1 protein-coding gene is annotated in these 24078 nt (G+C 72.0%); it reads right to left on the reverse strand.

All coding sequences use genetic code 11. From position 1 onward, the window contains the following. Positions 1–21: 21 nt before the first annotated feature. Positions 22–24078: a DUF3626 domain-containing protein gene (locus ACFWRO_RS17750; RefSeq protein ID WP_384511008.1), complete on the reverse strand. Its 24057-nt coding sequence runs from the start codon at positions 24076–24078 to the stop codon at positions 22–24.

The raw sequence follows: 24078 nt of genomic DNA on the forward strand, positions 1-24078 counted from the left end.
CCGGTCCCTTCCTGACGTTACTTAGGTGTCGGCGCCCGCGCCCGCGCCCGCGCCTTCGCCGGTGAGGTGGATGGTCGGGTACTCCTCCGGACCATGCGCGGTGAGGGACGCCTCCTGCGCCTGGCGCCGCCGCGTGATGGCCAGTCGTACGCGGAACTCTTCAGCGATGGCGCGGGCCATGAAGTCCTGCATGGCGTCGTCCCAACGCTGGAGGTCCCGGCCGTGCTGGAGCAGGAGCTGGAAGGCCTGGAGGCGCGTGAGGCCCAGCCCACCGGCGGTCGTCATCCCACCCATCAGCTCGGCTGTGGTGCTCGCCGCAGTGAGCCCGATCGCCGCCAGGTCGCCGGCGGAGACGCTCACGTCGTCCGCGAGGGTGGGCGCGTCGGTGGGAAGATCGGCATCGGTGTGGCGACCTCGCAGCCAGTCGACCAGAGCGGAGGCCGAGAGCGCGTCCCCCGATTCGGACCGCGCGGCGAGCCCCGAGGACGTACCCCGTGCCTCGGGGGCGACCGTCCGCAGCCCGTCGGTGACGGCGGCGAGGAACCCTGTGCCCTCCTCGCTCACCCCATCCAGCCGGTAGCTGCCTTCGTACGTGGCGGGTCGGCCGCCCCCTCCGCCAAGGGAGAGATCGAGCCCGTCGACGAAGTCCAGGACCTCCAGCTCCACGTCCGGACCCGCGCCGCTCGCCGCACTCTCCTCAGCACCGCGCCGCCTTCCGCCGACCGCAGCGGCGGAGACCATCTCCAGGGTCAGCGGTGCTTCGCCACCGCTCGCACTCCGTGCTTCCTTGGCCGCCCGCCACAGCCGTTGGACGTCGGTGGCCTGGTCCGTCGACCGGAACAGCCGCTGTACGCCGGCCATCGCACCGTTGCCCTCGGAGATGCCCGCCCGCCGTGCCAGCCGGTGGAGGTCCTCCTGGCTCGCGGGCCCCGCGAAGGGACCCTCGTGCGCCAGCCGGTCCAACTCCCGTGCGGTTGCCAGGTCTTCCGGGGTTACCGGGGCGTCCGGTGCGAGGCCGAAGGTACGACGCACGCGCTCCGCGACGGCCGCCTCACCGCCGCCGGCGGGGCCGATCTCCTGCCCGAGCCGGACGGTGAAGGCCGGCGGCGCGTCCTCGTCCGCCCGCTGGGAGGCGGCGAACGCCTCCAGGTCCGTGACCAGTCGCTCCGCCTCCTCACGGGTCATCGCCGGGCCCTGCTGCTCCGGAAGGGGTTTGAAGAAGTCGCCCCAGTTGACCACTACGTGGTCGACGTCCCGCCAGTTCAGGTCGCCGTGGATCTGCGCCTCGAGGTACCCCCACGGGTCGAAGGTGCCGCTGTCGACGCGCTGCTTCAGTTCGGGGTCGTAACGGAAGTCGGTGGCTTCGGCGAGGGCGAGCCGTACGTTCTCGTCGTGCCCGTAGGCGAGCAGCGGGAAGCGATGGTTGCCGTCGGTGTACGAGAGCACTCCCTGTTCGGACCACTCACGGAGGCTGTCCCTCGGGGTGTACGTGGTGCGGGCGCCGGTCGCCTTCTTCCAGTGGATCACGACGTTGCCGTACCGGGAGGAGCTGCCCGCGTGCTGGGCGTCGGACACCAGGGCGCCGTACTTGGGCTGTTCGCTCCGACTGAGGGGGTCGAACTGGTGGTCGTCACCCACGCGCCTGCGGTCTCCGCCGACGCGGCGCAGTGAGGAGGCGTAACCGAAGAGCTCCTCCGTCCAGCCGCGGCCGGACGGCGAGGCCGCCGCTTGCGAGGTCCCGGTCTCCCAGAAGTTCTGGAAGCGGCCGTCGGGTGCGGTGAGGTGGTCGGCCAGAGTGCGCGAGGGCTGCCCGCCGTCGGGGCGCGTGATCCGCCGCGTCAGGAAGTAGTTCGTCGCGACGTGCCAGGTGTCGAGGGTGTCATGGGCCGCCCGCACGATCTCCCGCATGGCGTCGGCGTCGGCCACCGGATACGCCGTACCGGCCTCGGAGTTGATCCGCCCGATCCGGTCCAGGGCGGCCTGCCTGTCCCGCTCGTGGTGGAGCGCCCCTCTGGTCTCGGCCGCCATCAACGCCCAGGCCTGGTTGGGGCTCAACTGCGCCCATTCGGCGCGGTATTCAGGACTGTCCGGGTCCATCGCGGCGTGCAGGCGCTCGATGTCCTGGGCATCCGGGACCATCCGGCGGTCCTCGGCCGGGTTCGCCGTGCCCCTCTCGCTGCCGTGCAGGGTGAGGGGGAGACGGCGACCGGGGCCGAGGGGGGCGCTGATTCTCGGTGCGCTCTGGCTGTCGGGCGCGGCTTCGCCGGCGGGCGCCGGCTCACTTCCGGGCGTTGCCTCGCCGTCGGGGCGAACCTCATCCTCCTCTTGAATCGCCGAGAGCGGGGTGCCACCCCGAAGGGTCGGCGTCCTCATCGTGGACATGCGGGCGGGCGGGGCTTCGTCCGTGGTGGAAGGAGGCTCACCGTCCTCGGGAATCGCGGATAGCGGGGTGCCACCCCGAACGGTCGGCCTCTTCTTCGGACGAGGGGCCAGCCGACGGGCGGTCCCGGGGGCGGGTGTGGGTGCGGGGGCGGGTGTGGGTGCGGGGGCGGGAGTGGGAGTGGGACTCGGGGACTCGTCGGGAGTCGGCTCGGGTGCGGGTGCGGGTGCGGGCTCGGGAGTGGGCTCGGGAGTGGGCTCGGGCGACGCAGGTTCAGGAGTCGGGGCGGGCTGAGGGGTGGTGGTGGACCGGGGGATGGCGATCAGGAACTCGGTGCCGCGCATGACGACGACGACGGTGTGGCGCGGGGGCGCGGTGGTCGTGGGCGCGTGGACGGTGTACGTGCCGTCCTCGGCGACGAGCACGATCCGGCTGTGGCTCACGTCGGCGCCGAGTTGGGCGGCGACCTTGGCGGTGTCGTGGTTCCAGATGCGGCCCGACTTGAGGTGCCAGCGCAGGAGTGCCTCTTCGTTGGCCCGGTTGCCGGTGTAGACGGCTGCGGGGACGCGGCCTCCGGTCCGCCCGAGTTCGGCGGCGAGCGCCCTGGACGTGGTGCCGGCCGGCAGCGCCAGGCCGAGGTTCATGACCTCTCGGTAGCGGAACTGCGCGTCGGCGTCGAGCGTGGCCTCCGCGGGCAGGGGCCGGTTGGTGAACATCTCCATCGCGATGGCCCGGCTGCCACGGGTACCACCGCGGGGCTCGGGGGTAGGTGCGGGCGCGGGTGCGGGCACCTCGGGGGCGGAGGCGGGCGCGGGGTCGGCTATCTCGGGGGCGGGGGCGGAGGTTGCGGTGGGCGCGGAGGCGGGCTCGGCCTCCTCGGCTGCCCCGGCTCCGCCAGCCACCTCGGCCACAACAGCTCCCTCTGCCCCGCCAGGCCCCTCGGCCCCGTCGGCCACCTCAGCCGCCTCGGGGGCGGGGGTTGCGGTGGGCGCGGGAGCGGGAGCGGCCACCGCAGGCCCCACGACCCCGCTGGCCACCTCGGCCACAACGGCCCCGTCCGCTCCCTCGACCCCGCCAGGCCCGTCGGCCACCTCGGGGGCGGGTGCGGAGGTTCCGGTGCGCGCGGGAGCGAGTGCGGCCACCTCGGCCACAACGGCTCCGTCGACTCCCCTGGCCCCGCCCGTCCCGTCGGCCGCCGCGGCGCCGTCGGTGCCCTCGCCCGCCCCGGCCGCCACGGCCCCGCCTGTCGTCCCCTCGGCCGCTTCACCCGTCGTCCTCTCCCCCGTCGGCCCTGCCTCCGCGGCCGGCCCTTCGGCATCCGCCACCGCGTCCGCAGCCTTCAGGCCGTCGGCCAGGGCCGGATAGAAGCCGTTGCCTTCGCCGCGCGGTCCGTACAGATCGTAGATCTGGCCGTCCGGGCCAGTCGCGGTCCGGTGGCTGCTCGATGTGTCGAAGCGGTCAACCACCCCGGCCTTGCCGGACTTCCATGGCATGGAGGTGTGGGCGGGTACCTTGCCCTGCGCCTCGGCCGCCTCGGCCGCGCCCCCCGGCCGCGCGTCGCTCTCGGCGTTCACCCTGCCCTTGCCCTTGCCCATCGCGGAGTCGGGCAGGTTCCAGGGGTCCACCCCGGCCGGGATAGCCGCCCGGTAGCGCTGGGCGGTGCGGTCCAGGAAGAGGACGACGTCGGCGTCCGGCATCGTCGGTCCGTCGGTCGGCTCGAAGGTCTGGAAGCGGCCGGCGTTGTCGACGACGGTCACCTTCATGCCGGCCATGCGCGCGACGAGGGCCGCGCGCAGATCCGCCGCCGCGTTGTCCCAGCCGCCGTCGCGGTCGGCGTTCCCCGGGCGCATGATCTGCTCCAGCGCGAGATCGAGCTTCTGCGAGCGGCTGAGCTCGGCCCAGTGGTGCACGCTGCCGATGCCTTCGAGCTCACGCTGGTGCTTGCTGCCGACACCGAACTCCACATTGGCCGAGGCCAGTTCACCCGAGGTGAACGCGTCCGTCTCGTCCGGCGCGAAGAAGTCGAGGAGGTCGGCGTTGGCCGGGTCGGCAAGCGTGTTGGCGATCGCCAGACGCAGCGAGTCCGCGTCGGTAAGGTCCCGCGCGATGTCCGGCGCGGCGACCGCAAGTGCGGCGCGCACGGAGTGGAAGAAGCCGTCTCCGTCGTCCCGTACGGCGTGGACGGTGTAGGCCTCGCCGTCGGGTGAGGTGATCCCCAGCCCCTCGGGGCCGGGCTGCATGGTGAACACCGGCAGGGCGGGGGACGGCGCCGGGTCCTTGAACGCGACCTCGTCGGGCTCCTCCATCCCGGCGAGAGCAGCCTGGCCTTCCGGGGTGGCGTTCATCGCGTGCCAGCGCGTCAGGCGTTCCGTGGCCAGCCGGACCCGCTGGTGTTCCTCCGCGATGGCCTCGGCGGTGTCGAGCAGCGGCTGCAGGCGCTCCCGCTGCGCTTCCAGCGCTGCGCGTGCCTGGTTCAGATCGTCCTGCGCCCTGGTCAGCTCCGCCTCGGCCTCGGCGAGCCTCGCGTCGTCCGCGATCCCCTCCGCCCGAAGGGTCCCCTGAACCGTACGGGCCGCCTCGACCCGGGCCTCGGCCTCCTCGATGCGGGTGAGGGGTTCGGAGCCGGCGGCGCGGCGGGCGTCCCAGTAAGCCTTGTCGGCCTTGACCCAGGCCTTGGAGGCCGTACTGACCGCGCTCCACGCGGAGGCGACCTTGGCCGGGAACTCCTGGTCGGTGAGGAGACCGAGGTCGCGGGCCACGGGCTCTGTGATCCACACCAGCATCGACGCCTGCGTCTGGTACGCCTGTTGCCCCGCGCTACCGAAGTGCTTCGGGGCGAGGGTCTGCAGGGGAGAGCCGAAGAAGCGGCCGAGCCTGCTGTCCTTGATGGTTCGGTGGACGTGTGCCACCGACAACCAGTCCGCGGGGATCGCGAACAGGAAGCTGCGCTCGGGCGGTACGTCGGCGATGCCGAGAGCGTGCCACCCGGCCCCCTTGGCGCCGTCGGCGAGCTTGTCGGAGCCTCCGGCGTTGGAGCCGGACGCGGGCAGCGCCGGGGTCGGCGTGCCGATGTCGGTCCTGGTACTTCCCGAGAGCCCGTGGACCTCGGCGACATGCTGCACGTACCCGAAGTCGGAGCGCTTCCATTCCTGCCGCTTGGGCGTGGGGCCGACGTGCCGGGCGTCGTCGACGACGGCGAGCAGCGTGGACTGACCGAGGTCCGGGCGCGCGTACAGGGTGAGCGAGCCCCGGGCCCCGCCGATCAGGTTGTCCTCGACCAGGTCGGGCGGCCGGAATCCCTTGCGGGACAGGGCATCGGGGGCGAACGCGGTCAGCGACGCGTCCGCCGTCGCCGCTCGCAGGGTGTTGTCGCTCGGCGTGGCGGCCGCGGTGAGGCCGGTCCTGTCGATCCACTTCGGCGCCGTCGTACCGCCGTCGTCACGGAAGCCGATGTCGCCGGCCTTGGCGAGGGCGCGGCGGGCACTGTCCTGTACGGACCGGGCGCCCACGACGTCGACGATGGAGAAGCCGTGCTCCGGCACCTCGAACGTTCCCCGGCTGCCGTCGCCCAGTGTGACGTGGCGCCAGTCGTGCGCGCCGCCCGAGAAGGACGGGAGCGGGGCGTTCCGGACCGGCCCGGCCTCCGACACCGCCACGGGCCGGTCTAGTACGGAGGCGGAAGGCGGGGCCGCCGGCAGGCTCAGGCCCAGCGAGGTGTGCGTCACCAGCTCGCCGGCATCGCCCTCGAAGTGGAACGGCTCCAGGCCCCTGAAGTGGGCCAGCGTGTGCCGGTTCCTGTGGCCAGCAGGCTCAGCTGGTGCCGAACCTGCACGGTCCGCATCCGCATCCGGCTCCGACTCCGTGACGTCCTCGACCCGGGATCCGCTCTCCCCCTCGAAGTCGGAGTTGTCGACCTCCAGGGACAGCTTCAGCCGGTAGGGAGTGATGTGTTCGGCATAGGCACCATCCAGGGTGACCCCCCAGCCGTTCTCCTCCTCCTCTGTCTCGTGGGAGCTCCGCACAGTCCCGCTGGCTCCGGCGGACGTGTACGTGGCGCCCAGGTCGCCGGGGGTGGTCTGCTCGAACTGACCGCGCTGGGTGGTGAAGACGCCGAGCTGTGTGTCGTGCTCGACGACCGTGCCGTTCTCCCTGGTCACCTTGGACTTCACGGAGTCGGTGAGCCAGACGCTGTGGTCGAGGCCGTTGAATCGCGTCGTACCGGGAATCAGCTCGGCCTTCATCCGGACCGTGCGGCCACCGATGCGTACGGGGTCCCAGCCCCAACGCCCGATCCTGGCCGGCAACGTGGCTCCACCGCCCGCCGTCATCTCACCGCGGAGGGCTCGCGTGACGCGACCGGTGACCAGCTTGCGTACCGCCTCTAGGTCCGACGTGCGGACGAACAGCTTCGCGAGCCTCACTTCGAAGTCGGCGAGCACCTCTGACGCGTCGAGTGAGTTGACGACGAAGGTGCCCAATCGGCGTCCCTTCAGCCATGGTTGCGGCATCCACACGAAGCGCATGTAGCGCGGGACGGGTCCGAGGCCGTCGCGCAGCAGTTCCAGCTCGAAGGCGGTCTTCTCGCCGACCATGCCCGTCCAGCCGGCCGGGACCGTCACCTCGTACCCCGCGGAGTCCGCGAGATAGCCGGGGACGTAGGAGGCGTCCACCGAGGACATGGTGCCCGTCGTGGTCGACGCGGCGGCCAGTTCGTGCCCGGCGTCCGCCGTCACCAACGCCCCGCGGCCCAGATCCAGGCGTATCACGCCCGCGGTCGCGGACATCGGCGTGTGGTGCACCTGGGTCTTGACCCGCTGCCACATGGCACCGATGCCCGTCATACCGCGCCCGTGCTCGCCCACGCTGTGCGACGACAGGCCGAAGCCACGGGCGGAGGCCACGATGCTGTGTCCGGTGTGCTGGGTGCCCCCGAAGCTCATCGCGGTGAGGTTTCCCTGCATCACCTCCGCGACGTCCCGGGCTCCGGTGACGTGCATTCCGGTCAGGTGCAGCCGGTGCAGGAACACCGTTGTCCGGTTCAGGTACGGGCCCGATGCCCACAGCACGCCGCTCCGGTAGCCACCCGGAGTCATGCTCTGGTCGGAGTTGGCGGTGATGTAGGGGGCCTGGAGGATGGAGAGAGCCGAGTCGTGGCCTGGTGCTCCCTCGAGCGAGAAGTGCCATGAACCGTGCGAGGAGTCCGACAGGGCCCGCTGCCCCGCCGAGGCCACCGCGCTGTGTGCCGTCACCGCGACGGTGAACAGGAGGTGGCGGCTGAAGTCCGGCGCGGGACGCCGCGCCTCCGGCACCGCGGGCCGCGCGACGGAGCGGCGGAAGGCGTCCAGGGCGTTGAGGGGTTGGACGGTGGCCTCGCCGCCGGCCAGGTACCGGTTGGTGGGCTGGTCCGGGTCGGTGAGCGAGACGTGTTCGTTGGTGGTGCTGAGCAGGACGCGCCCGGAGAAGACCGACACGACCTCCTCCTCGGCCGCGTCCGAGCCGTCGGAGCCGTCGGAGCCATCGGCCGCGTCCGCCGCGCCATTGGCGGGCTCGACGACCTCAGCGGCCCCGTCCGCGACATCCGCCCCCTCCACGCCGTCCGCCACCTCCGCGCCCTCCCCGGGACCCGCGGCATCCCCGGCAGCCCCGGCAGCCGCCGGCAGCGGCGTGGCGGAGGCGTCGCTGCCGAAGGTGAGGCCGCGGTACGGCTTCTTGAAGACGAAGGGCTGGGCGCCGAGAAGGCCGACCGTAGCCACACCCCGCACGATCGACGGCAGCCGCCAGTACCCTCCACGGCTGACGGTCAGGTCGATCTCGTAACTGTGCATGTGCGCCGGCTTCGTCGCGTCCGTGAACTGCTTGAACGACGCCGTCGGCCCGTACTGGTTGCTCTTCTCCCACCGGGGACCGCCGATCAGGCCCGCCCAGAGGCCGCCGCCGCCCTTGGGGCGGCCCGCGGCGGTCTTGCTCGTACTCGTCCCGGCGAAGTTTCCCTCGATGCCGCCCTGGATGCTGTGGGTGACCGTGTCCTCCGAGCCGAGCAGCTCGTCTCCGCTGATGTTGTACTCGAAGCGGTGACCGGTCTGGGTGCCTTCGTAGCGTCGCCCCTTCAACTCGGCGTGCACGAACAGGTACTTGTACCCCCGCTTGACGCCGACGTGTTCGCGCAGCGCGATGCGCAGGCCCCGCGGCGGCTCGCCCAGGTCGCCGCCCGTCGCCTGCGCGTGCAGCAGCATCTTCTCGAGGTTGATGGCGATGCTGCGCTCGCCGAGGACGCGCAGGACCGTCATCGTGTTCATCACCACGAGCTCGAAGTGCCTGCGGCTGCTCCACGGGCCCTTCGGATCAAGGTCACCCAGGGAGGCGGCCACCAGCTTCGGGTACGCCCTGGCCGCGCCCGCGAGCACTTGGTCGGCGAACTCCTCCGCGAAGGTGCGTTGCGAGCCGTCCGGTGCCGGCTTGGAGTGGGAGCCGTCGCTGAAGAAGAAGTTCTGCACCCGTGTCGACGCCAGCGTGGGCGGCCGGTCGAGGGTGAGGTACGGCGGGGCGAAGGGCTCGCCGGCGCCCGACTGCAGCCTGATCATGCCGCCGTCGTCCCAGCCGGCCAGGCGGCGGGCCTCGGCGTGGGTCAGCCGTTCCACCGCCCAGGTGGTGAAGGTCCTGGGCTCGTACGACGGGTGGAGCCCGTCGGGTCCGGCCGGGCGTGAGCGGTCCCTTCCGCTGCGCTGGACGGTCACGGCCTTCCGCATGAGGTAGAGGCTGCTTCCGCCCTTGGCGGGGGCCTGGTCGGACAGGATCTCGACTCCGGCGGTCCCGCCCATGGCGGTCACCCGGGAGCGGGCGTGGAGGGCTCGTACCACGCCCGCGAGGATCAGACGGAGGTTCGCTGCGCCCTCGAGCTGGTCCATCCACTGGAAGGCGGGGCCCAGGCTGGCCGTGAACGTCTGTGCGTTGGCCTTCGTCAGCGACCGGGAACTGCCGGACGTGGACAGCTCGTCGCCCTGCTTGAGGCGGGTCATCATCGAGTCCGACAGCCAGAGTCCGCGCTGCGACACCGCGGACACCGTGAACACGCCGAGCGGGTCCTTCCCCTTCTTGCCGCCGTAGAGGGGCTCGGTCACGACGCGGCCGACGTTCAGGCGGTAGCCGTCCTTCTCGAAGTTGCCCGAGGAGAAGAAGGTCCCGAGGTAGTCGTGGAGCGCGGTCCCCTCGACGGCTCCCGTCTCGTCGATGGCCCAGTCCCGTACGGCGGTCAGCGGACCGAAGCGTTCGGTGATGGCCAGGCGCAGGTCCGGGCGCTCGGCGAGAGTGAGCTCCTGCGGGACGCGCCGCCTGCTCTCCTCGCCCTTGTCGCCCTCGTTCATCAGGGTCAACAGTCCGTTGCGCACGGCGAACCCATCAGCGGCCAGCTCGGCGCCCGATTCGTCCACCACCTGTATGTCCAGCCAGGCGTGATCCAGGTGCACGTCCGGGTCGAGGCGGCCCCTGTTGTCCGAGGATCCGGCGACGTCGGAGGTGAAGTGGTAGGCCATGGACCTGCTCTGGCCGAAACGCAGCCCGACCCGGGCGAACGCGTAGAACGGCAGGAGCAGCGGAGCCAGCGGAACCATCGGGCTGATGGCTCGCGAGGCGTTCACACCCGCCTGGGTACCGGTCGTCTCGACGCTCTTCCAGCGGAGACCGGTCCGGTCGACCATGGCGGCGCCCGGCGTGAATTTCTCACCGCGCCCGAAGGGCCGCAGCCGCAACCGCAGCTTCCGCGGCGCCTTCCCCGCGCCCAGGTACGTGAACTCGCGGCCCTCCCGCAGGAGGTCCTCCGCGTCCTTCGTCAGGGCGTGCCCCAGGGCCTCGCCGAGCCTGACGGCCTCGTCGCCCTTGCGCTTGGAGACCCGGGGGCGCGTGGACTGCTCGGAGTCCAGGAACGCCAGGATCTCGGCGACCGCCAGGGGGACGCCGCGTACGGAGTTGACGTGCAGCCCCTGCCCGAGGACGGCGTCCTCCGGCAGCACCTCCGTCGTTTCCTCGGCCTCCCGCACGTCCCCCTGTCGCACGGTGTCGGCGAGGAGGCGGCGGACCGTCGGGCCGAGGACGGGGCGGCGCGTGCCGTCGGAGAAGAGGACGTCGCGGGGCCGTGAACCGGGCTTGACGAGCGTACGGTCCACCCTGGCGGGCCGGCGCTCCGCCAGCTGACTGTCCAGCGGCAGCTTCACGTCCTTCGCCGCGGCAGCGGGCTTCGGCGCGGGCGCCTGCGGTACGGAGGACGGCCCGGCCTCGGGTCCGGGGGAACCGGGCGACGGGGGCGAGGAGGGCTGCTCGGGCGCGCTCGGGTCCGAGGTCAGAAGGGCCATCAGTGCGCTGTCGGTCGCCGCGTGTCGGCCGCGGGTGGTGGCGGGCGCGGGCGCCGGCCCGGTGTCGCTCGCGAGGGCCGGCTCGGTGTCCGCCGGGGAGGCGGGGGAAGCGGCGACTCCGGAGGCCACGCCAGGGGCCACACCGGCCGCCGCGCCGGAGACGGCGTCGCCGGCACGGTCCGGCTCGACGTCGGTGTCCGTGCTCTCCGAACCGGCCAGGAGGTGCCTGCCGAGCGCACTCCCGGCGGCGGGCGTCCGCGTCGGCTCCTGGGTGGCCCCACTGCGTACTTCGGCTCCCACTCCCACCGGCTCCGCGGGCGTCCCCGGCCCGTCGGCCTGTGAGGGGGTCGGTTCGGCGAACTGCCTGGCCGCCTCCGGGTCGAGCGGGAAGTCCGCCGGGTCCGCCGACAGCCATGAGTCGGCCAGTGACGTGCTGTCGGGCTTCCGTGTGACCGCGAGCACCGTGTGGGCCGCGAATTCAGGGTCGTCCGGCGACAGTTCCGAATGCGTCGACGAGATGTACGTCTTCTTGCGGAGCACGCGGGCGAACACGTCCTGCAGGGGTACCGGCGCCTGGGCGCTGGTGGTCGAGTCCACGCCGACCACCGCCACGCCGCGTCCGGGCGCCATTTTCGCCAGACCCTTCGTGTACAGGACGAGTTCGGCGACATGGTCGTACGGGACGTCCAGGGTGACGTCGCCGAGGTGCAGAGTCACGTGTCCTGGCTGTCCGCCCGGGCTCATGGCCGTGAGGAGCGGCGGCGAGGGCCAGGGCCCGGTGTCCCCGCGCGTCGTCGAGACGTCGTCGCTGGGGACGAGCCAGTGCTCGAAGAAGGGCTCGGGGCGGCGGTTCCCGGTCCAGTCCCAGCCGATGAGCTCGCCGGACCTGGTCCGTACGGCGTAGTCGTCGCTCACGGCCTTCAGAGTCTCCAGGCGGAAGCCGCCGACGCTCACCTCGCGATCGAGGTCGCGCCCGTCCGCCGCGGCCTGCGCCAGGAGAAGGTTCAGGTCGGCCATGTGCCGGTCCGTCGGCTTCCCGGTCAGGTGCAGAACCGACCGGGCGAACGCCTCACGCTCTCCGTCCGTGTAGCGCTGTCGCCACTCCACGGCCTTGACCGTCGCCCACAACAGCCGCGAACGCTCCATCTCGCCCACAGGCGCGTCGTCGGGAAGGCGCAGCACCTCCCGCGCCTGCTCGTTCAGCGTCTTCCCGTCGGCGACGGCGGCGAGAAGTTCCGACCGGGCTTCCTCGACTGAGGTCAAGGACAGCGGGAGTGACCGCAGCGTCGGCTGATCGTCCGTGTGCGCACCCGCTTCGTCGACCTGCCGCGCGAGGTCGAGCGCCGCCAGGAAGTCGCTGCGGTACAGCTGCTCCTTCGGGGACTTGCCACCCGCCGCCCGGGCCACCCGGTCGAACAGATCCCATGTGAACGGACCGAAGTCGTCCGCGAATCGCTTGTCCCGCGACCACAGCTCGTTTAGCGCGCCGATCGCGTCCGCGAGCTGGTCGTGGTCGCCCCGCGTGGCGACATCCGGATCGAACACCGCTCTGAGGGCCTTCACCAGACGCCACGTGTACGTGCCCGTCGCCTCGTCGACCGGCTCGGTCCCCTGGTGCAGCCGCGTCAGGCGCGCGACCTTCGTCAGGGCCTCCCCCTTGGGCCGGGGAAGGTGGTACACGGCGCGCCCGCGGTGCCCGGGAACGGCCGTCGCCGAGATCGCCCTGAACAACCGTCCCCCACGCGCCAGGTTGCCGTAGGCGCGTGTGACCGACCAGACCGGACGGTCACTGACGTCGGAGAAGACCTGAGTCAGCGGATCGTTCCCCAAGGGATCCGGATCGAACGGTGCCGGCCCGCCGGGCCAGATCCGCTCCAGGTCGTCGTCCGAAGACTCACCGCGCGGACCGCCCGCCCAGCACTCGTCGAGCACCGCCGGCATGGTCTTCGGCACGCCGTCCAGAAGGTCCAGCTGCGCCGTGAACCACCGCGCGGCCTCCTCCTTGTTCAGCGGCCTGATCCGCCCGGTCGTGGTGACGGGCTGGGCGAACCCGGGCATGCCGTGGATGTCGATCTCCACGACCTCCTGGTCCTCCGGCCACGGGTCGAAGGGCTGACTCGCGATCTGACCGGTGTCGACGTCCCAGTGCACGAAGCCGCGCAGGGCCGACCCGGCCCGCATGCCCGCCCCGTCCGGCTCCGCCCGCAGGAGCGTCGTGTTGATCCAGTCGTCCTTCGGGACCGACGAGATGCCGCGCGGCATGCCGTCGGGTCCGGGCATGATGGCCACGCTGAGGTCCCCGGGGATGCCGTCCGGAAGCACCATCGGCATGGGCACCTTGCCGGGCCGGCTCTGATGTATGTGGGGCATGGCGTCCCACCCGGGCCGGCGTCGCAGGCTCAGGGCCGTTCGCCCCGGGGAGCCGTCGTCCGCGGGTTCCGGCATCCAGTCGCCCTGGGTCCCGAAGGCCGGGAAGGTCGTCCCGGCGGGGTCATCCGTGATCCGGTGGGCCGCCGCGACCTCGTGGGCCGACCTCGACAGCAGGAGACGACGCTCCTTGCCGGCGCCGTTGACCAGGAACAGCAGACTCCGCACGCTCTGGGCCTGGATCCGTTCCGTCAGCCTGTGGTCACGGGGGAGGAGTTTGCCGGACACGTCCTGCCGGGGGAAGCGCGGTCTCCTCCCGGGGCCGTAGACCTTCATGTACGCGCCGTCCGGACCTCCGTCGGCCCTGATCAGGTAGGGCGGGAGAGCCGCCCATTGAGCCCGGATCCGGTGGGAGACGGTGGGAGGCTTCGTCGCCGACACCACGGTCACCGACACGGTACTCAGGTCCAGGTCGGGGGAGATGGGCGGAGCCGTGATGGCCGGATCGGGCCAGTCACGGCCCAGGACCTCATTGTCCGGCCCCCGCACCGCGCTGTGGTCGCCGAGGACGTCCTCGTACAGGTCCAGGAACCGTGCGGCGAGGTCGACCAGGCTGTCGGCGTCGGCCGTCCTGTCGTCGTCCAGGAGCATGCTGAACACCAGCTGCCGCTCCTCAGGGGTGACGTGGTCCGCCGACTCGAGCGACAGGACCCGCCACGCCAGTCGGTCCGCGTTCAGCTCGCCCCCGCGGAGCAGGGCGTCGTCCGCCCACATCGTGTCCAGATTCCTGGCGGCTTCCACCAGGCGGTCGTCCTTCTGGTCGACGTCCCAGCCGAAGGTGTCCTCCAGCAACCTGGTGATGCGCCAGGGCACATCATCGGCACCGCCCTCGCCGGGCGGTTCGATCCCCGCCATCGCCGCCCGCATCAACGCCTCGAGCGGATCCTCCGCCCCGGCCGGATCCCCCTCACTCGCGTCGCCGTCCAAGCCGTCCGAGTAGGGGTCCAGAGGATGCGAGGGCTGCATCAGCCCCTCGAGATCGCTGTCGTAGTCCCGACCCGTCGGCCCGAAGCCGGCGTCGGAATCCACCTCGTACGCCCAACGACGCGAACCCGCCCCCACCGCCTCTCGATCGCTGTCCACGTCCGCCGCGTAGGGCGCATCCATCGAGGCCGCATCGCCCTCGCGGGCCGGGCCCCGCTCGCCGCGGTAGTTCGGGTTGGGGATCCACTCACCGAGGGTGTTCTCCTCGGCCACACCCTCCGGAGCAGGATCGATCTTCCAGGCACCCCGGATGAACTCGGAGGCCACGCCACCCGCGAAGGCGATCTCGTCCTCCTCGGCGGTCTGGTACGGGAGCCCGTACTTTCCGAGGGTCTTCTCCACATCGATGCCACCCGGAGCGTCGATGTCGTAGACGAAGCCCTCGGGCGACCATCCGGTCACCCACTCGAGTGAGGCACTGGTTCCCACGAACCCGTAGTCGGCCCCCTCACCAAGGCCGAGCCGTACGTACTCCTCAAGGTCCAGGTTGCCGCCGCGCGGCAGGAGGCCCTCGGTGAAGGCGGCTTCCGGCGTGGTGCGGGCCGCCCGATAGACGTTCCGGCGGGGGTACCAGACCGGCGGCGGGATGATGTCGCCGGCGTCCGTCGGAACGGCGGCCGCCGGCAGTGGACCCTCGACGAGGTCACTCTCAGGGCCATCAGGCCCCTCACCCTCCGAGCCCTCCGAACCCTCCAAGTCGTCCTCTACGTCGTCCAGATCGCCCCAGTCGAAGGTGGAATCGACCGTCGCCCGCAGGGGCGCGCGCGATCCGTGCTCCCCCCGCACCGAGGCCACGTCGGTGTCGGCGTCCTTGGGGGCTTGCGTCGCGGAGTTGCCCGGGGCGGGGAACGGGTGGTGGCCCGGCAGTTCCCAGTGCCAGCGTTCGGACAGCGGCCCGGGGGTACCGGCGGGGAACGTGAGCCGCAGGGTGGACTTGGGCTTGCGGCCGTCGGGCAGCAGCGTCACGTCGTCCAGCGCGGTGAACGTCTCCACCCGCAGGGTGCTGATCAGCAACTGGCCCAGCCGCTTGGCGGACTCGGCGTTGCCGCCCGCGGCCTGGCCGATCAGCGCGAGACCTTCGTCGTCGGGGCTCCTTCCGAACGCGGGTTCGTAGAGGACGAATTCGCGTATCTCTTCGTGCGTCGCCTCGAACTCGATGAAGCGCGGGTCCGCTCCGTGGCCCTCGTGGCCGGCCGGGCGGGGCAGGCGCACGGTCACGGTGTCGGGCGAGGTGCCGGGTCCTGTGGAGAAGAAGAACGGCGGGGAGTCATCGGCGTCCTCCCAGATCGTGGACTCCTCGTCCTTGAGGTCATCGGCACGGAAGAGGCCGGCCCTGAAGATCGGCAGGGCCGGGCGGCTGCCCGTACGCAGGTCGCGCCCGACGACATCGCCGTCGATGTTCAGCAGCTCGGTGTCCCGGCCGTACCCCCCGAGCACGTCCATCTGGAACCCGCCGAGGGCGCCGGGGCGGTAGACGTTCCGTCCGGCCGCGAACGCCTGCGTCACCAGCAGTGTCAGCGCTTTCAGGTGGTCCGGCGTCACCCTTTCGTTCGGGCCCAGGTGCAGGACGGATCGCGCGAGGCCCGGGAGAGCGTCGGCCCCCATGTGCTCCCGCCACTCCTCGGCCTTGACCGCCGCCCACAGCAACCGCGACCGCTGCGCGTCACCCACCGGGGCGTCCGCGGCAAGCCTCAGCACCTCACGCGTCAGCTCGTCGGACGGTCGGCTGTCCGGGCCGCTCCGGTCCCGCAGGAAGGGGCCGGCCAGGGTCCGTACGAGGACTGGCGGCCTCAGCGTCCCCAGCGGCGCCCTCGCATCGTCCGCGACCGCCTTCCGCGCCCGGTTCAACGCCTCGTCGTAGGCGGCGTGCGAGGGCGTCTGCAGAGTGCCCAGGTCGCCGGCGGCCCGCGCCGCGCGTTCGAACACCTCCGGCACGAGCGGGCCGAAGGGCCGCACGCCCGGCTCGTTCAGCCACAGCTTGTTCAGCGCGCCGATCCCCCGCACCCGACGCTCGTACGCGTCCGGCTCCCGCGCCTCCACGTCCTCGCCGAACGCCCAGCGCAGCCCCCGCACCAGACGCTCCGCCACGTCGCCGTCCTGGACGTCGGCCCACTCCATGACCCTCTGCAGAGCGTCGCCCTTGGGCATCGGCGGGTACCACTGGTTGACGGCGTCATGCCCGGCAAGTGGCGTGGCCTCGTACACCCTGAACGGTTCGCGGGTCTTCATGTCCTTCGCGTAGCCGACGACGCGATCTCCGGCCCCGACCTCGGCGTCCAGGTTGTTGGCCATCAACCGGGGCGGCGGATCGGAGGCCCACGGATCCGGGACGAACGGCTTCGGTCCACCCTGCGCCATCCGGTCCACGTCTGCGGGATCCACCCCGCGCGTCTGGCCCACGTAGCATCCGTTGACCCACATCGGCATGCCCGACGGCAGGCCCAGCGCGTCCCTGACGTACACGAGCGCCCGTGCGAACTCCTCCGGGTCCACGTCCCGCAGCACACCGGCCTTCGTCGCGAGTTGCTGCATGCCCGCTGTGCCGTGGTTCTCGAAGATCCACATGGACGCGGCCCTGGCCTTCGACCAGAGCTCCACGGCGGGCCCCAGGAACTGTCGCGTCTGCCATTCGTAGGGCCGGATGAACCGCATCCCCCGCCCGGTCCGCATGTACTGGAGCTTCGCGCCGTCCTGCATGTCCACGTCGGTGAACGACGACACACTCTGCACCGTGCCGTCGCCGTCGTCGACCTGGACGGCGAAGGTGAAGTCGGCGGACACGCCCTGGGGAGGGCGCATCGGGGGCGGAGTGTGCCGGATCGGGGACACGTGCATCTGCGGCATCACCGACGAGCGGAAGCGCAGGCTCAGGCCCGTCCGCCCCACGACGCTCGTGTCCGACAGATAATCGCCGGGGGTCGCGTACTGCTTCGTCTTCGTCCAGTACGACCACATCTCCGGCAGGAGGCGAAGTTCCTTGGCCGCGCCGTTGACCAGTACGAGAACGCCCTCGACGGTGCCGTCGGTCTGGCGCTGTCTCAGGAGCTCGTCGCCGGCCAGCACCCTGCCCGACACGTCCGCCTGCGGGAAGCAGGCCCTCGGCGGAGTCCCGTCGGCCTTCGTGGGCCCGAACATCTTCACCAGGCCGCCACCGCGCGGGTGGCCGGCCGCCCTGACCGGGAACAGCTTCGCCGGATCGGACCACCTGGTCAGCCCGTCGCTCTTCTTGATGGGCGCCCGGCTCAGGTCCCAGTTCTCCGTGACCCTGCTCAGGTCGGTCAGATCGGACAGCCTCGGAGCCGTGATCGCGGGGTCGTCCCACTCGCGGCCCGTGCCGCCCGGCCCCTGCACCGCACTGTGGTAACCCAGGACACCCTGCACGACGACCAGGTACCGCTTGCCCAGCTCGGCGATCCCGTCGGCACCGTCCACCAGGCTGCTGTCCGCCGCCACCTCGAACAGTTCCTTCTTGTGCTCGGCGGTGACCTCTCCATCAGGGTCGAGCGCCAACACCCGCACGGCCAGCCGGTCCACATCCAGCGCCTGGCCCCCGCCGAGGACCGGATCCTTGACCCTCATCCGGTCCAGCCACTCGGCCCCGGCCACCAGGGCGGCCGCGCGCTCCTTCGGGAAGGAGGAGAAGTCCTCGCCGAACAGCCCCAGCATCGAACCGACTAGGTCCTCCCTCACGGAGACACCACCGCTGTCGGTGTCGCTGTCACTGCCGGTGTCCGTGTCGGCGGCCAACGGGGCGGGGGCGAGGGCGACTTCGGGCTCGGCCTCGGGCTGAGGGCTCGGTGCGTCGGATCGCGTGACGATCCTGAGGGCGCTGCCGGGAGCCGGCGGGGGCAGTGTGGCGGGTGCGGCGGGGCCGTGGGGGGCGGGGATCGGGAACTGGTCCGCTGTGGCCTTGTGCCAGAGGGCGGACGGGGGCGCGGGGGGCTTGGGGGCGAACGTGAGCCGCAGGCCGGCCGCCGGATCGCCGTCGTCCTCCCGCAAGGCCGCTTCGGTCCGCGCGGTGTAGGTGTCCTTGCGCAGGGTGCTGATCAGCGTCTTGCTCAGCAGGGCGGCGTCGGCGGCTTTGCCACCGTCGGCCACACCGACGATCCCGAGGGCGGCGTCCACCGGTGTCGCGCCGAACTCCGGGTCCCAGACGAGGAGTTCACGTATCTCGTAGTGGGTCGCCTCGATCTCGATGAAGTCCGGGTGCGACCCGTGGCCCACGTGGCCGTCCGGGCGTGGCAGACGCACGATCACGGTGCCGGGCACCGTTCCGGGGCGAAGCGCCACGACGAACGGCAGCGCTTCCTCGTCGCCCACGGGCCAGGGCGGGGCCTCCCTGCGCGCGGGATCATCGACGTCGAAGAGGTCGACTCTGTTGACGGGAAGGCTGGAAGGGACCCCCGAGCGCCAGTCACGTGCGACCGTGACGCCCTTCTTGTCCCACCGCGCGGTGCCCCGGCCGTACGCCCCGAGCAGGCCCATCTGGTAGGCGCCCAGGCCGCCGGGGCGGTTGAGGTCCCGGCCCGCCGCGGCCGCCTGCGTCACCAGGAGCATCAGCGCCCGCACGTGGTGCGGCCTGACCGTCTCGTTCGGCGCAAGGTGCAGGACGGATCGCGCGATGCCCCGGAGGGAGTCGTACGACTTGTCCTGCTGCCACTCCTCGGCCTTGACCGCCGCCCACAGCAACCGTGACCGCTCCGCGTCACCCACCGGGGCGTCCTTGGGGAGCCTCAGCACCTCACGCGTCTTGTCGTTCAGCTCCTCCAGGCCGTTCGGGGACTTCCCGTTCGGAACATTCGGACCCGCCAGGGTCATGTCGAGCGAGGACAGCTTCAGTTGACGCAGCGTCGACTTCGGGCCGCCCGCGGTCACGAGCGCGAGGTCAAGTGCCTTGTCGTAGTCGCCGTGCGACGGCATCCGCGGCGGGTCCACCTTGGCCGCCACCCGCGCCGTCCGCTCGAAGAGGTCCAGCGTGAGCGGGCCGAGTAGTTCCACGCCCGGGTCGTTCAGCCACAGCTTGTTCAGCGCGCCGATCCCCCGTACCCGACGCTCGTACGCGTCGGGCTCCCGCGTCTCCACGTCCTCGCCGAACGTCTCCCGCAGGGCGCGCACCAGGCGCTTCGCCACCTCCGGGTCCTGTACGTCCGCCCAGTCCATCACCTGCCGCAGTGCGTCGCCCTGGGGCATCGGCAGGTACCACTTCACCGTGCCCCGGTGCCCGGCGATCGCGGTCGCCGAGATGTGTCGCGTATAGCGGCCCTTCTCCCCGGCCCAACCGACGGCGCGGTCGCCCGCCTTGACCGCGTGGCCGAACTCGGTGGCGAGCGCCCGGGCCGGCGGGTCCTGGGCCAACGGGTCCGCGACGAACTGGAACGGCCCGTGCCGCCACTGCGCCGCCTCGGCCTTGGGATCCGTACCGCGCGACCGCCCCAGGTGGCAGGCGCTCGCCATCAGATCCAAGTCCAGGCCCAGCGCCCGCATGGCCCACGTCATCGCCTTCGCGTACTGCCCCGTCTCCATCCGTAGTTCGTCGTCGGACGTCGATCTCAGCAGCGGCGCGCCCGGCATGCTGTGGTGTTCGACGACCACCACCGGGCGGTTCTGCTCCCAGAGTTGCTCGGGAGGGCCCACAGCCCTTCCCGTACTGTCCAGGTGCCAGATGAACCGCAGGCTCCGCCCGGATCGCATGACGAACAGCTCGTCCGCGTCGCTCAACTCCGCGCTGGAGAGCGACGCCAGGGTCTGCTCCGTGCCGTCCTCGCCGACCTGGACGTCGAAGCGGATGTTGTCGGGCACGCCCTCGGGGGGACGCAGCGGCGGCGGAGTGTCCCGGGCCAGGGACCTGTGCATCTGGGGGAACTCCCCCTCACCGAACCGCAGACTCAGGCCCGTCCGCCCCGGAACGCCGGTGTCCGGCCGGTACTGGCGGTTCGTGCCGTACGTCGGCCGCTTCGTCGCGTACGACATCGTCCCCAGCACGAGCCGCAGTTGGGCGGCCGCGTGGTTGACGAGCATCAGGACGCCCGCGGTCGGGTGCGCCGCGAGCCACTCCTGCTGGAGGGTGTCGTGGGCCATGACCTTGCTGAAGACATCGGGCTGTGGGAAGAAGCGGCGGTCCTTCGTCGGTCCGTACACCTTCACGTACCGGCCGAGCCGGTCGCCGGCCGCCCTGACCTGGAACGGCCTCCCCGTCTCCGACCACAGCGGCTTGGTGTTGTTCGCCCTGATGTCGGAGTCGCCCCAGTGCTCCGACACGGTACTCAGATCCAGCTCGGCCGACACCGCCGGAGCGGTGACCTCGGGGTCGTCGCCCCAGTCACGGCCCACGCCCACGTCGCCCTGGCCCCGCACCGCGCTGTGGTCGCCCAGAACGTCCTGGAGCACGACCAGGTACCGCCTGCCCAGCTCGGCGATCCCGTCGGCGCCCTCCAGGAGGCCGCTGTCCGCCGCCACCCCGAAGAGTTCCTTCTTGTGCTCCCTCGTGACCTCCGCGTCCGGGTCCAGCGCGAGGACCCGCACCGCCAGCCGGTCCACGTCCAGCGCCTGGCCCCCGCCGAGGACCGGATCGTCCACGCGCATCCGATCCAGCCACTCGGCCCCGGCCACCAGGGCGGCGTACTCCTCCGGCCGGGTGGGCAGGTCGTCGCCGAACACCCTGCGCATGACGTCGCCAAGGTCCCGGTCTCCGGAGACTCCGCCGCTGTCGCCGCCGCCCATGACCGCCGTGGCACGCGCCTCCGCGCCCGGCCCCCCGGACCGCGTCACGACGCGGGGCTTTCCGTCTCCGTCCTTCCCGTCGTCGGCCTGTCGGCGCAGGGTGAGGGCGAGAGCACTCCCGGCGTGCGGGCCGGGGGCGGGGTCGGCGTCGGGCACCGCGGTCGCGGGCATCGGCTCGGCCTCGTCGTCCGACGTCTCCGAGTACTCGGAGTACTCCGAGGCGGCGTCGTCGTTCGCCTCGCTGGAGAAGATGCTGCCGGTGTCGGTCTCGATGTCGCTGTCGTCGGAGTCGTCGGTGTCGTCGGTGTCCGGGGCTCCCTGGAGGTCCGCGCTGACCTGGACACGCACGGGGACGCCGACGTCATCCGCCGGCCAGTTCCCGGTGCCGGAGGGGGTGAAGTCCGCGCTGGTCACCACGGGCCGGGTCGCCGGAGTGTCGTGCGTACCGTTGAGCCTGGTGAAGGCGGCTCGGCCGAGACCGAGGCCTCGGCCGGCGGAGTCGGTGGCGATCTGCGCGACGAGCCACGGCGCCTCCGGGCCGCTGCCGGGGACGAGGGCCACGTCGCCGTCGCTCACCCAGACCCCCACCTCCTCACCCGGCGCCAGCCCGTCCTGGCCGCTGGCGACGCGGCGCAGGGTCTCGTCGATGGCCGTTGCCACCGCTGCCCGGTCGGAGCGCGCTCGCGGGAGGAGGACCAGTACCTCGGCCCCCGGCACGCGGGCCGGGTCGTGCGCGATCAGCTCGGCGGCCTCGGCCACCGGCGCCCGGAAGTGGGCCCCGGCCGGGGTGACCACGACCACCCGCCGGCCGTCTCCGTCCGGCAGCACGAGGTAGTGGCGCCCGCCCGACTGCCCCGCAGGGTCCCCGGTGTGCGGCCACGGAGCGGCTTCCACGCCGAGCTCCACCAGGCTGCTGCCCTGGCCGGTGCTGTCCGGGGCCATGACGTGCACCCTGGAGGTGTCGACGGGCCCGAGCGGCGGCACCGTCCACTCCATGCCCTCGCCCGTCCCGAGATGCATCCCGAGGCCCGTCCCGAGATCCGTCCCAGGGTCCGTCCCCGGGATCTGCCCGAGCGCGCTCGGGGGCACGTCGAGCGCCCCCAGTTCCTGCAGGTGGTACGCCGCCACCGCCGCCGGGCTCGTCGCCCGCCCCGCCCGCTCCGCCTCGGCCAGCACGTCCAGGGCGGTCGCCCGCTGACCACCTGTCAGCACCGCGTCCTCGGGCAGACGCAGCACCTGCCGCGCCACCGCGTCCACATCCCCCACCGACACGGGGCCGAGGCCACCGCCGCCCGCCGGTGCCTCCCGCATGGCGTCCACTACGGCGACGCCCCGCGCCAGCTCTTCCGCCTCGTCCTCGGGCAGCTCCCCCGACCAGCCGATGCCCTCGGCCACGACCGCCCGGTGGGCGTCCCCCACCGCGATCGGACCACCCGCCGCCCCCGATCGCACCGGCCCGGTCCCCTCCATCGGCCCGGCGACCTGCCTGTCGGTCGCGGCGTCCGAGGACAGCGGGCCCGGCTGTTCGTCGGTCATGTCGGCATCGAAGAAGCGGTCGGAGACATCCCCCGCAGCGCCACCGGCCTGGCCGACCGGCGCGATCCCCGTACGACCCGCCAAGTCACCCGCACCCGCCGCCGAACCGGCCGTGCCCGGCATCCCCGCGGAGGACGCGCCCGAGAGCGGCATGTCCGCCTCGAACGCCCCGTCGACCAGCAGGTCCACCAGGGCCGACGGCGTCTCCGTCGGCGCCGGATCCATCGGCCTGACGCCCGCCCCGCTCGTACTCGGTACGTACGAGGAGGTCTGCGCGGACGACAGCGCGGGCACCTGCGGCAGGGGCCGTACGCCCTGCCCACCCAGCGAGCCCGCACTCGACGGACTGTTCACCCCGGCGACACCCCCGGCCCCGGCCCCTGCCCCGGCGGAACCCCCACCCATCACCGTGCCGACCGTGCCCGGAACCGACGAACCCGACCCGTACGACGACGTCTGCGTGGTCGTGAGGGGCGGCACCGACGCGATCGGCGCGACACCGCCCACGCCCAACGGGCCCGTAGCCGACGCCGTGTTCACGTGGGGCACGTTCACCACGCCGGCGGCGGCCCCGGACGTGACCGGAATCCCGCCCGCCGTCGTACCCGCCCCACCCGTCACAGCGGATCCGACCGCGCCGGCCGACCCGGCGGCCCCTACGCCTCCGCCGTCAAGGAACGACGGCCGAGGGTCATTCAGGACCGCCGAATCCGCGGTGTTCACATCCGTCCGCACCGGCGAGAACATCGCCCTGAAGTCCCTGAAGCCGCCCGCCACCTCCCCGACCGTCGAGAAGATCGCTCCCATCACGACACTGCTGAGTGCCGCACCACCCACCGTCGACCACGAGAACTCCCACTTCCCCTCGAAAATACCGGTCGTGAGGAACTCGCCCAGGCCCTCGCCGAACCCCTCGGCGAAGGCCCCGCTCGGCACCTCGAGCACCGGCTTGAACCAGTCGTCCATGTGGTCGTCGAACATGTTCTTGAGCCACTTGCCCAGGGCCCCACCGATGATCTCGATGAACCCGCCCATGACGAACCCGGCGAAGAACGACTTGGCGACGTTGTTGCCGTCCACACCGTCCGGACGCATCCCCCCGCTGTTCCCCATCAGCTGCAGCAACTGCGCCGCCAGCTCGACGAACGCCTCCTGCAACCCCTCCGCCAGTGTCGGCAGCCCCTTCGTCCGGCCCGCGAGCTGATGGAGGATGATCAGCCGCTGCAGCGTCGTCCGTGCCTTGGCGAGGTACGCCTCACTCGCGGACAGGTACGGCGCGAGCCACGACATCGCCGCCAGCATCGCCAACTCGACGGCCAGCATGGAGAACTCGATCAGAAGGCTGAGGGAGGCCTGCTGGATGTTCCGCGCCGCCTCGAACTGACCGTCCTGAATCGCCTTCAACTGACGCTGGAACTCCGCCACATGATCCGTACCGAACGTTCCCAACAACGCGGAGATCGCCCGCGTCATCCCCTCCACCACCGACGGTGGCATCGCACCGCGCAGCTCGGTCAGCAGCTGGGTCAACCGCTGCGAGATCCGGCCGAGCCCCTCCGCGGCGGCCGCGAACGGCTCCGCGCTCTTCTCCGCCATGGCGCTGTTCGCGCGGAGGGGTTCGTCACCGATCACCGCCAGGGCCAGGCCGTAGGTCTCCGGCGGCCAGTGGATGTGGTCGAGGGCCAC

The organism is Streptomyces sp. NPDC058579, from assembly GCF_042718575.1.
Taxonomy (GTDB): Bacteria; Actinomycetota; Actinomycetes; order Streptomycetales; family Streptomycetaceae; genus Streptomyces.